The 9,931-nt window shown below is 55.5% G+C and carries 9 protein-coding genes; 7 read left to right on the top strand and 2 right to left on the bottom strand.

Translation table 11 applies throughout. From position 1 onward, the window contains the following. Positions 1-96: 96 nt before the first annotated feature. On the bottom strand, positions 97-1,275 hold the full coding sequence (locus QJ48_RS02205) for an MFS transporter (RefSeq protein ID WP_054972035.1): 1,179 nt from the start codon (positions 1,273-1,275) through the stop codon (positions 97-99). A 162-nt stretch (positions 1,276-1,437) separates the two neighbouring features. Between QJ48_RS02205 and QJ48_RS02200 the strand changes: the two genes are divergently transcribed. The 3 genes from QJ48_RS02200 (at position 1,438) to aspA (ending at position 4,786) form a co-directional block, all read left to right on the top strand. Continuing rightward, positions 1,438-2,070, top strand: a complete 633-nt coding sequence (locus QJ48_RS02200; RefSeq protein ID WP_054972034.1) for a TetR/AcrR family transcriptional regulator — start codon at positions 1,438-1,440, stop codon at positions 2,068-2,070. A gap of 162 nt (positions 2,071-2,232) precedes the next feature. After that, positions 2,233-3,198 (top strand): carbohydrate kinase, encoded by a 966-nt coding sequence (locus QJ48_RS02195; RefSeq protein ID WP_054972033.1) that lies wholly within the window; start codon positions 2,233-2,235, stop codon positions 3,196-3,198. Between the two features lie 145 nt (positions 3,199-3,343). Further along, positions 3,344-4,786 carry an aspartate ammonia-lyase gene (gene aspA / locus QJ48_RS02190; protein WP_054972032.1) on the top strand — a complete coding sequence of 481 codons (1,443 nt, stop codon included), beginning with the start codon at positions 3,344-3,346 and terminating at the stop codon, positions 4,784-4,786. A 51-nt stretch (positions 4,787-4,837) separates the two neighbouring features. Here the strand turns inward: aspA and QJ48_RS02185 are convergent, their stop codons facing one another. Further along, entirely contained in the window at positions 4,838-5,767 is a 930-nt protein-coding gene (locus tag QJ48_RS02185) for a DMT family transporter (RefSeq protein WP_054972031.1), read from the bottom strand. Between the two features lie 110 nt (positions 5,768-5,877). On the opposite strand from QJ48_RS02185, the gene QJ48_RS02180 reads away from it, so the two are divergent. The 4 genes from QJ48_RS02180 (at position 5,878) to pfkB (ending at position 9,802) form a co-directional block, all read left to right on the top strand. After that, positions 5,878-6,771, top strand: a complete 894-nt coding sequence (locus QJ48_RS02180; RefSeq protein ID WP_054972030.1) for an AraC family transcriptional regulator — start codon at positions 5,878-5,880, stop codon at positions 6,769-6,771. 157 nt (positions 6,772-6,928) lie between these two features. Beyond that, entirely contained in the window at positions 6,929-7,984 is a 1,056-nt protein-coding gene (locus QJ48_RS02175) for an SIS domain-containing protein (protein WP_054972029.1), read from the top strand. Positions 7,985-8,006: 22 nt separating this feature from the next. Then, complete coding sequence (gene fba, locus QJ48_RS02170) at positions 8,007-8,873, top strand: class II fructose-1,6-bisphosphate aldolase (protein ID WP_054972028.1); 867 nt, start codon at positions 8,007-8,009, stop codon at positions 8,871-8,873. Beyond that, positions 8,870-9,802: a 1-phosphofructokinase gene (gene pfkB / locus QJ48_RS02165; protein WP_054972027.1), complete on the top strand. Its 933-nt coding sequence runs from the start codon at positions 8,870-8,872 to the stop codon at positions 9,800-9,802. Before fba ends, pfkB begins: the two co-directional genes overlap by 4 nt. The last annotated feature ends 129 nt before the right edge of the window (positions 9,803-9,931 follow it).

Genomic DNA, 9,931 nt, shown 5'->3' with positions numbered 1-9,931 from the left:
CCACTCCGTCGTATGCAGAGAATTTTATACGCGAAGCGGGTTTCTCAACAAGCTCAGCGTCCAGCACATCGCCGGACGCTTTTTTGCCGTTTACCCTCAGGAAGAAGCTGTGCCCGTTGTGCGGGCCGCAAGACGGCCGCCGATGGCGATTCCGCCCAGGTACAAGACGGCGCTTATGCCGAACAGCAGCGGAATGCTTTCTCCGATAAAAAGGAGCGATCCGAGCATCGGGCCCGCCGCCATGCCCAGATAGCGGACAAAATTGTAGACGCCGACGGCGGTGGCGCGGTCATCCGGGAATAGTTCCGTAAGGAGCGTGGCCGGCATCGACATGGTAAGTCCCATCGTCAGGCCGAATAAGCAGAACACGGCAGCCAGCACAGGCAGCGACAGTCCGGCGGTGAAAGCGAACACCAGCACCGTTGCGGCGTTGACAGCGCAAGCCCATAAATAGCCGCTCTCCCCGGGGAACCGGCTTTGGACCCATCCCCCAGCCTTGACGCCAATCATGGAGCAAAGCGCCATAAGCAGCATCAACGTTCCCGTCTGCGCCGGCTCGTAGCCGTAACGGTGATGGGCTATGATCGGAATATAAACAAGAAAGACGAAGTAGACCAAGAACTGTACGAACCCGACGGTCAGCAGGGCAGCCGCCCGGGGATGACGGGCAAGGCGGACAAACGAGCTCCAATCGATGCGCTTGCGCACGGTCGCTGTTGCCGGCCGGGTTTCGGGGAGCAGGAAAGCGTTGGCCGCAAGCAGGATCAGCGATACGGCGCCCAGCAGCAAAAACGCGCTTCCGTAGCCGTAGCGGCCGCCGATCAGTCCTCCCACCCACGGGCCGACAGCCGGAGACAGTCCGAGCATCAACTGGTAAGTCGCCATCCCTTGGGCCCGCTCCTTTCCTTCGAACACATCGCCAATTATTGCCGCCGCAACAACCGGAACGGCCGCCGCACCGATCCCCTGAAGCAGACGGAAGGCGAGCAGCGCATCAACCGAGCCGGCGTAGGCGCAGCCGAGCGAAGCCAGCGTGTAGACGGCGACGGCCGGGAGCAGGACGATTTTGCGGCCCTTCCGGTCCGACAGCGGACCGAAGACAAGCTGCATGACCGCGAGCGCCACGGTAAATACGGTGACCGTCAAGTTGACCATCGCTTGGGTCGTGTGCAGCTTTTCCTGGACCTCCACCAGCAGCGGGGAGTACAAGTTTTGCGCCAAAGACGCGACAAAGGCGCTGAAGCCGATCAAATACAAGATTAATCGGGATTTCATAAGATCACTCCTTTTCATATTTGACTGACTATCAGTCAAATATGTCCATTACGCATTATAGTTTATTGACCGATCGTCAGTCAATAAGTAAAATGAAATTATAGAGATTACCCTAAAACGAGAAGCGTGCATTTCCCTCAATTAAGTAAAGGAGTGCGACTTATGGCCAGAATAACGAAGGACCCTGAAGTGCGCAGGAATGAACTGTTGGACGCGGCCGTGCAATTGTTCGGCGATAAGGGCGTCGAGCGGACGTCCGTCAGCGACATCGTCAAGAAGGTGGGGGTCGCTCAAGGGACGTTTTATTACTATTTCAAAACGAAGGACGACGTCATCTTCGCCCTGGTCGAACGTTCGCTGTCAGAGCAAATGGAATATGTGAATTCGGTTGCGGGGCAGCCCGGGGTGGCCGCGGACCGGAAGCTGGTGGCGGCGCTGCTCGAACGGCCGGCCGTCTTGCCGAATTACCGGGATTTTTTGCAGGTGCTGCACCATGAAAACAACGCCATGATCCATCAACGGTTCGTTTCCCGGAAAATTTCCGAGATGGTGCCGCCGATTGCGCATATCCTTGAGCAGGGCGTAGAGGAAGGCTTGTTTCATGTCGAGCATCCGGCGGAAACGGCCGAATTTATGCTGACGGCCATTTTGTTCATGTTCGATCCGGGCTTCTTTGATCGGACCGAGGAGGAGATCCGCGTGAAGGCCGACGCGATCGTCGGCATCATGGGGAAGCTGCTCGGTGCGGAGCTCCCGGCTCCGGATCAGGCAAGAAGCATGTTTGCATTTATTTAGGCGCGCGGATTGTTCGTTGACGGCTTGATTTCCCTGCGACTACAATAGGGATTGAACGTTGCCTTGGACGTATGCGGAGCCGCAAAGCTTTGATCCGAAGGGCTGCAAAAACGCCGGTAACGTGTACCGATCGGAATTTGATAAAATGGACGGAGGATGGACATGAATAGATTAGATGCCGTCGCTATCGGCGAGCTGCTGATCGATTTTACGCCCGCGGGGGTGTCCGAACAGGGGCTGCCGCAGTACGAGCAAAACCCCGGCGGCGCGCCGGCCAATGTGATGGCGGGGCTGACCAAGCTGGGCAAAAGGACGGCATTTATCGGCAAAGTCGGCGAGGATGCGTTCGGCCGTTTTTTGACGGGGGAGCTGGAGAAGCACGGGGTGGATACGGGTGGCATGGTATTTACCGGCGAAGCCGGTACGACGCTGGCTTTTGTCAGCCTTGATGCCAGCGGAGACCGTTCTTTCAGCTTTTACCGCAATCCTGGGGCGGACATGCTGCTGCAGGAGTCGGAGATCGACTGGAAGCGGATCGGGGAAGCCGCCTTGTTTCATTTCGGCTCCGTCTCGATGACCCACGAACCCTCGGCTACGGCGACGCTGCGCGCGGCTGCCTATGCCCGTCAGGAAGGCAAGCTCGTCTCCTTCGATCCGAATCTGCGTCCGCTGCTGTGGCCGGATTTGGAACGTGCAAAGTCGCTCATTCTGGAAGGCATGACTTACAGCGATGTATTGAAGCTTTCCGAGGAGGAGCTGCATTTTCTGACCGGCGAACGGGACTTGGAGGCAGGTACCCGACAGCTGCAGGAGCAGTACGGCACTCCGCTGATGTTCGTGACGCTGGGGCCGGACGGCAGCTTTTACCGCCAGGGCGAGCGGACGGGTCGGGTGCCGGGCTTCGCAGTGAAAGCCGTCGATACGACCGGCGCGGGCGACGCGTTTTTCTCCGGCGCGCTGTTCCGCTTGATGGAATACGGCAAGCGCCCCGACGAGCTGACTGAAGAGGAGCTTGGCGAGGTTTGCCGCTCGGGCAATGCGGCCGGCGCGCTTACGACGACCCGCAAGGGAGCGATTCCCGCTCTGCCATCCCGGGAGGAGTTGGACCAACTGATTCGCGGAAGTTGACGGGACAAGCATGGAAACGTTTTATTTTCCGATGTCAAGCCCTTTTAACCGATGGTAAATTGAGATACAATAACGTATGGAGATGACATTGCTTGTAAGATCATCCCGTTAATAAGTTATCGCAGCCATAGAGGGGAGACAGGTCATGACCAGCGCGCAATATCGGGTGGAAAAAGACTTTTTGGGCACAAAGGAAGTACCGGTCCATGCTTATTATGGAGTTCAAACGATGCGGGCCGTAGAAAACTTTCCGATTACCGGATACCGGATTCATAAAGAGCTGATTGTCGCCATGGCGACCGTCAAAAAAGCGGCGGCTATCGCCAATATGGAGATCGGACAGCTGAATCCGAACCTTGGGAAGGTCATCGTTCAGGCGGCCGAGGAAATCATCGCTGGACAATGGCACGATCAATTTATTGTAGACCCGATTCAAGGCGGGGCAGGCACGTCGATCAACATGAACACGAACGAAGTTATTGCCAACCGGGGCATCGAGCTGCTCGGGGGCGAGAAGGGCAATTACTTTACGCTTAGTCCCAATACGCATGTGAACATGGCGCAGTCCACGAACGATGCCTTCCCGACGGCGATTCATATTTCCGTCCTGACGCTGCTCGATCAGCTGCTTGAGGTGATGAACGAGCTGCACGAAGGCTTCGAGGCCAAAGCAAAGGAATTCGATAGCGTTATCAAAATGGGGCGGACGCACCTGCAGGACGGCGTACCGATCCGCCTCGGCCAGGAGTTTGAAGCTTACCGCCGGGTGCTAGCGAGAGATATCAAGCGGATTACCCAGACGCGGCAGCATTTGTACGAGATCAATATGGGCGCGACGGCTGTCGGCACCGGCTTGAACGCCGATCCGCGCTACATTAAGCGCGTGGCGGAGCTGCTGGCCGAATTGACCGGCTTCCCGCTGGTCAGCGCGGAGCATCTCGTCGATGCGACGCAGAACACCGACGCCTATACGGAAGTGTCTGCCGCATTGAAGGTGTGCATGATCAACATGTCGAAGGTGGCGAACGACCTGCGGCTGATGGCTTCGGGGCCGCGTACCGGCTTGTCCGAGATCAACCTGCCGGCGCGTCAGCCGGGCTCTTCGATCATGCCGGGCAAAGTAAACCCGGTCATGTGCGAAGTTGTCAATCAGGTAGCGTTCCAGGTAATCGGCAACGACCATACCATTTGCTTGGCTTCCGAAGCGGGACAGCTTGAGCTGAACGTCATGGAGCCGGTGCTGGTGTTCAACCTGCTGCAATCGCTCAGCATGATGAGCCAGGTGTTCAAGGTGTTCAAAAAATACTGCCTCGACGGCATCCAAGCGAACATCGACCGCTGCAAAGAGTATGTGGAGCGGAGCGTTGGCGTCATTACCGCGCTGAACCCGCATCTGGGCTACGAGCCGGTGGCGAGAATCGCGCGCGAGGCGATTGAAACCGGCCGCTCGGTCCGCGAGCTCTGCCTGTTGTACGATGTGCTGCGCGAAGACGAGCTGAACTTGATTTTGGATCCGTACGAAATGACGAATCCGGGCATCGCGGGCGCATCGCTGCTCGAAACGCATCGCGACGAAGAAAAAAAATAACGGCCGGACGCTTCCGTCAGGCCGGTTAGGCGACAAGCGCCGCTGTCTCAACTAGACGGCGGCGCTTGTTTTTTGTTTCGAAGGAGCTTTTTTCAAAGCCACCAATAAAATCATCCCGATGATGCAGGACGTGCCGATCCACTGAAAATACCCAAACGGCTCTTTCAGCCAAAGAACCGTAGTTAACACAGCAGCCAGCGGCTCCAGACTGCCGACGAGGCTCGATTCTTTGGGGGAGAGAGTTTGCAAGCTTTCGATATAAAACCAAAAGGCGAGCATGGTACCGAATACGATCACGAAGACCAGGTATAAATAAGCTTCCAACGGCATGCCGGCATAATCCGCCTGCCAAGGCGGGTGGATAAAGCTTAAGGCGGCGCCCCCGATGATCATCGCCCAGCCGACAATGACAAGCGAATCGTATTGCTTCAACAGAGGAACCGCATATACCGTATAAAACGCTAACGTTACCCCCGACAACACTCCCCATACGATGGCAGGCATCGGCACCGATAATTGAGAGACAGAGCCGTTGGTTAATAATAAAAAGCAGCCGACTAAAGCGAGAGAAACAGTTGCCAGATCTTGTCGGGTGAAAACCGTCTGTTTTCGCAGGATGAGAAAAATAATAATCATGACCGGCGCCAAATATTGCAGCAGCGTGGCGACGGCGGCATTGCCGTGCTGGATCGAAGCCATATACGTATATTGAACCGCAAGCGTGCCGAACAGCGCGAAAATAACCAGTTTAACGGCGACCCTTCGGTTTTTCCAGACACCGAATATTTGGGAACGGTCTTTTGTGAAAAATTGCACGGCTAATAGTAAAATACCGGCTACGAGCAATCGTGTCGTCACCAGCCAATCGACCTCAATGGCGTAGTGTTGAAACAGCTTTTTGGCGACGGTGCCGCTGATTCCCCATAATATCGCTCCGGTGATCACGAGAAACAATCCTCTTCTTCTAGCAGGTCTGTCCATGAACGAGTCTCCACCTTAAAATATAATAATAGTGTTATAATAGAGGAAGGCAGGCTTTAAAGATATTAGAATTGGATAAATAAATATAAGTATTTTGAGGTCGGATGATTATGCAAATCAAAAATTTCAAAATTGACCAAAGCTTAAAGGAGCTGACCGAGCACCGGACGGTCGTGCTGCCGATGGCTTGCTACGAAACGACGATTCATCAAAATATACACGGCTATATCCCCCTTCATTGGCATGAGGAAATTCAGCTTGTCCTGATTGTACAAGGAGAAGCGGTCTTTCAAATCAACGAGGACCGCATCACGGTTCGGGAAGGCGAGGGGCTGTTTATCAACAGCGGCTGCCTGCACATGGCGGAAGATAAGGATCAATCGGGCTGCGTCTACATTTGCTTGAATGTTTCTCCCCATTTCGTATTATCGCAAGAGCTTTACACGACCTTTGTATATCCTTATATTCAAGCGACAAATCTTCCATACTTACATTTGCATCCCGGTGAGCCTTGGGGGAAAAATAGTTTGGATGCCATCCTGAGCATTCATCGATTGCTTCAACAAAAACCGTCGTTCTATGAAATCAGTATCACCGTGCAACTGACGTTAATTTGGCAAAACCTCATTAGGAATGGCTTTCAGCCGGAATATGACCGGACGGAAATGCAAAAGAGCCAGCGGATCAAGCACATGCTGCAATGGATTCATACCCATTATGCCGAGAAAATCAAGCTGGATGACATCGCCAGAGCCGGCCAATTGAGCCGGTCCGAATGCTGCCGCTATTTCAAGCGAATCCTGAAGACGACGCCGTTAAACTACGTCACGGAATACCGAATCCACAAAAGCTTAGTCCTTCTGCAGCAAGCGGAATCGAATGTGACGGAAGTCGCCTATCAGGTAGGATTTAATAGTACAAGCTATTTTATCGATCAATTCCGTAAGTCCATGAAGATTACACCACTAGCTTACAAGAAATCTAAAATGGATGACGGCTCATAAAACGGGGCAGGAAACAAAGCTCCCTCACAGTCCGGACGACGCCTCCTGTCTCCGGTTTTTTTCGTTCCCGGATAAGCTTGTTGCATTCAAATAAAATGATTGAAAAAATCAAAATTATGATTTATATTATCATTAATAAGACGAAAGGGGTAATATTGTGAAGCCATTCGGTCAATATACGTATCCTGAAATTTCGGCACAGGCGGAGGCGCTGAATGCGGCGCTCGCACAACTTCAGCAGCAGGGAGACTGGGTTCAAAAGCATCTTCTCGATTCGGAAACGGACGAGACGGTGTTCATCGGCAGCGGCTCATCCTATTATCAAGCATTGGCGATGGCGTCCGTCTACCGGGCGTGGCTGGGCAAAAGCGCAACGGCATACCCTTCCTCGGAGGTGTTTCTGTTCCGCGAGCAGACGCTTCCTCCGAACCGCAATTATTTGGTTATCGGCGTATCGAGATCGGGCGAATCGACGGAGGTGCTGCTGGCGCTGGAAGCCGTGAAGCCGCTTCCTAACGTGAAAGTCGCGGGCATTACCTGCTACGAAGAGAGCAGCATGGCGAAGCTGGCGGATTGTCTGGTGTCCCCGCTCGGGAAAGAAACGAGCACCGTAATGACGAAATCGTTCAGCAGCATGACGTTTTTGATGCATGCGGCGATTGCCAAGGCGGCGGGCAAGCAGGATCAGTTCGAGCAGCTTGCTTCGGTCGCGCATACGGACGATCAAGTCGTCAAAGCCGCCGATGCTTTCATTAAGCCTTTGGTCGACAAGAACGATTTTCACAAGGTTATTTACCTCGGCATGGGCACGTACTACGGCATCGCGCTGGAAGCGAGCTTGAAAATCAAAGAAATGTCTTACATCTGGACGGAAGCATACGGTACGCTGGAGTTCCGACACGGTCCGAAGTCCATTGTGGAGCCGGGCACGCTTGTTTGCGTGCTGCTGTCCGAAAAAGCGCGCGATTACGAGCTGAAAGTCGCCAAGGAAATGCAGGAGTACGGCGCATTCGTGCTGCTCGTCACGGCGAAGGCCGGGGAAGACACCGCGTTCGCGGATGCGGTATTCGAAGTCGGCGGAGCGGAGATGAGCGACGATGCCCGCACGGTGCTTTATTTGCCGGCGCTGCAATATTTGGGCTTCTATACGGCCATGAAACGCGACGTGGACCCGGATATGCCCCGCAACCTGACGCAAGTGGTCAAAATTTAGCCGGAAGCGAGATGACATCGATATGCCATTAGTATCATCCACCTCATTGCTTGAAGCGGCCCGCGCGGGCGGCTACGGAATCGGCGCATTCAACGTGCATACGCTGGAGATGCTGCAAGCGGTCGTCGACGCCGCGGAAGAAACCGGATCGCCTTTAATTCTTCAATCGACGGTAGGGACGGTCAAGCATCTCGGTCCCGATTATATCGCAGCGGCAGCCACGGTTGCGGCCAACCGTTCCCGGGTGCCGATCGCGCTTCATCTGGACCATTGTACGGACTTTGCGACAATCGTGCAGTGCATCCGGGCCGGATACACGTCGGTGATGATCGACGCCTCGATGCTGCCTTTTGAAGAAAACGTGCGCTTGACGAAGCAAGTCGTCGAAGTGGCGCGCGCTGCCGGCGTCAACGTCGAAGCCGAGCTCGGCAAAGTGGGCGGCGTGGAGGACGATATCGTCGTGGCCGAACACGAAGCGCTGATGGCCGACCCGCAGGAGTGCGCCGACTTCGTCGAGCGGACCGGTGTCGATACGCTGGCGCCTGCGATCGGCACGGCTCACGGCATTTACAAGGGCGAGCCGAAGATCGATTTCCACCGCATCCGGCGTATTGCCGAGATCGTCTCGGTGCCGCTCGTCCTGCACGGCGGCTCCGGCATTCCGGAGGAGCAGGTGAAGCGCTGCGTCTCGCTCGGCATGGCCAAAATGAACATCGCCACCGAGATCCGCATCGTCTTCTCCGACGCGATCAAGGCCGTGTTTGCGGACAACCCGCAGGAAAATGATCCGCGCAAATATATGATTCCGGCCAAAAAGGCCGTAAAAGAAGCGGCAATTGAAAAAATGCGGATGGTCGGCTGCATCGGCAAAGCCGGAGATCTCCGATGATCGTTACCGTCACCTTGAACGCGGCCATCGACAAGACGTATCATTTGCCAACGCTGGCCGCAGGTCAAGTCTCACGGGTAGACCGCGTGTACGCGGAGCCGGGAGGCAAAGGCATTAACGTCGCTCGCGTGATCGCGCTGCAAGGCGTTCCCGTGCTGGCGACCGGATTTGCCGGCGGCAGCAACGGGGACTTTATCGAACGCGGATTGACGCGGCAGGGGATTGCGCACGACTTCGTGAAGATCGAGGGCGAATCGCGCATCTGTCTGAACATCATGGATCAAGACGGCGTGTCGACGGAGCTGCTGGAGCCGGGACCGACGCTCGCCAGCCAAGAGATGGAGGCGATGCGGCAAAAGCTTGCGCAGCTTGCCGGGCGTGCGAAGGTCGTCGCTTTCAGCGGCTCGCTTCCGGCGGGCGTGCCCAAGTCCTTTTATGCGGAATTGATCGGGATTGCTCAAAGTCAAGGCGCCGTTGTATTTTTGGATACGAGCGGGGAAGCGTTGATGCGGGGCGCGGAAGCGAAGCCTTACTTCATCAAGCCGAACGAGGATGAGATCGCGCAATGGCTCGGCCATTCGATCAAGGACGAAAACGCGTTAAAGCAAGGCTTGCTGCGGCTGAACGCGGCCGGCATTCCGTGCATCAGCGTATCGATGGGAGCGGAAGGCTCGCTGGCCGCCTTCCACGGCGTCTGCTACCGGGTGCACGCCCCGAAGGTCGATGCGGTGAATGCGGTCGGCAGCGGAGACGCTTACGTAGCAGGGATGGCCATCGGCACAGCTCAAGGGCTTCCCGTCGAGGAGTGCCTCAGACTGGCTACCGCTTCCGGGACGGCGAACGCGTTGACGGCCCGGGCGGGCTACGTCGAGCCGGAGGACGTCAAGCGGCTGCTCGGCAAAGTCGTCGTGGAACGGATCTTCGAGTAGCGGCAGCAATCCTAATAAAGGGCAGCACCGACACCTGTCGGCCTGCCCTTTATTATTCACGGGAGTCACTTAGTGGCTCCCCCAGAGTGTTGAAGAAGAGGTTTTTGAATAAAATAGAGAAACATACGG

Origin of the sequence: Paenibacillus sp. A3, assembly GCF_001399685.1 — a bacterium.
Taxonomy (GTDB): Bacteria; Bacillota; Bacilli; order Paenibacillales; family NBRC-103111; genus Paenibacillus_G.
Note: the sequence above shows the minus strand (reverse complement) of the source record. Positions and strands in the feature narration are given on the sequence as shown.

Coding starts and splice junctions, on each gene's coding strand:
- QJ48_RS02205 (WP_054972035.1), bottom strand. CDS start 1,275: ATGAAATCCCGATTAATCTTGTATTTGATCGGCTTCAGCGCCTTTGTC.
- QJ48_RS02200 (WP_054972034.1), top strand. CDS start 1,438: ATGGCCAGAATAACGAAGGACCCTGAAGTGCGCAGGAATGAACTGTTG.
- QJ48_RS02195 (WP_054972033.1), top strand. CDS start 2,233: ATGAATAGATTAGATGCCGTCGCTATCGGCGAGCTGCTGATCGATTTT.
- aspA (WP_054972032.1), top strand. CDS start 3,344: ATGACCAGCGCGCAATATCGGGTGGAAAAAGACTTTTTGGGCACAAAG.
- QJ48_RS02185 (WP_054972031.1), bottom strand. CDS start 5,767: ATGGACAGACCTGCTAGAAGAAGAGGATTGTTTCTCGTGATCACCGGA.
- QJ48_RS02180 (WP_054972030.1), top strand. CDS start 5,878: ATGCAAATCAAAAATTTCAAAATTGACCAAAGCTTAAAGGAGCTGACC.
- fba (WP_054972028.1), top strand. CDS start 8,007: ATGCCATTAGTATCATCCACCTCATTGCTTGAAGCGGCCCGCGCGGGC.
- pfkB (WP_054972027.1), top strand. CDS start 8,870: ATGATCGTTACCGTCACCTTGAACGCGGCCATCGACAAGACGTATCAT.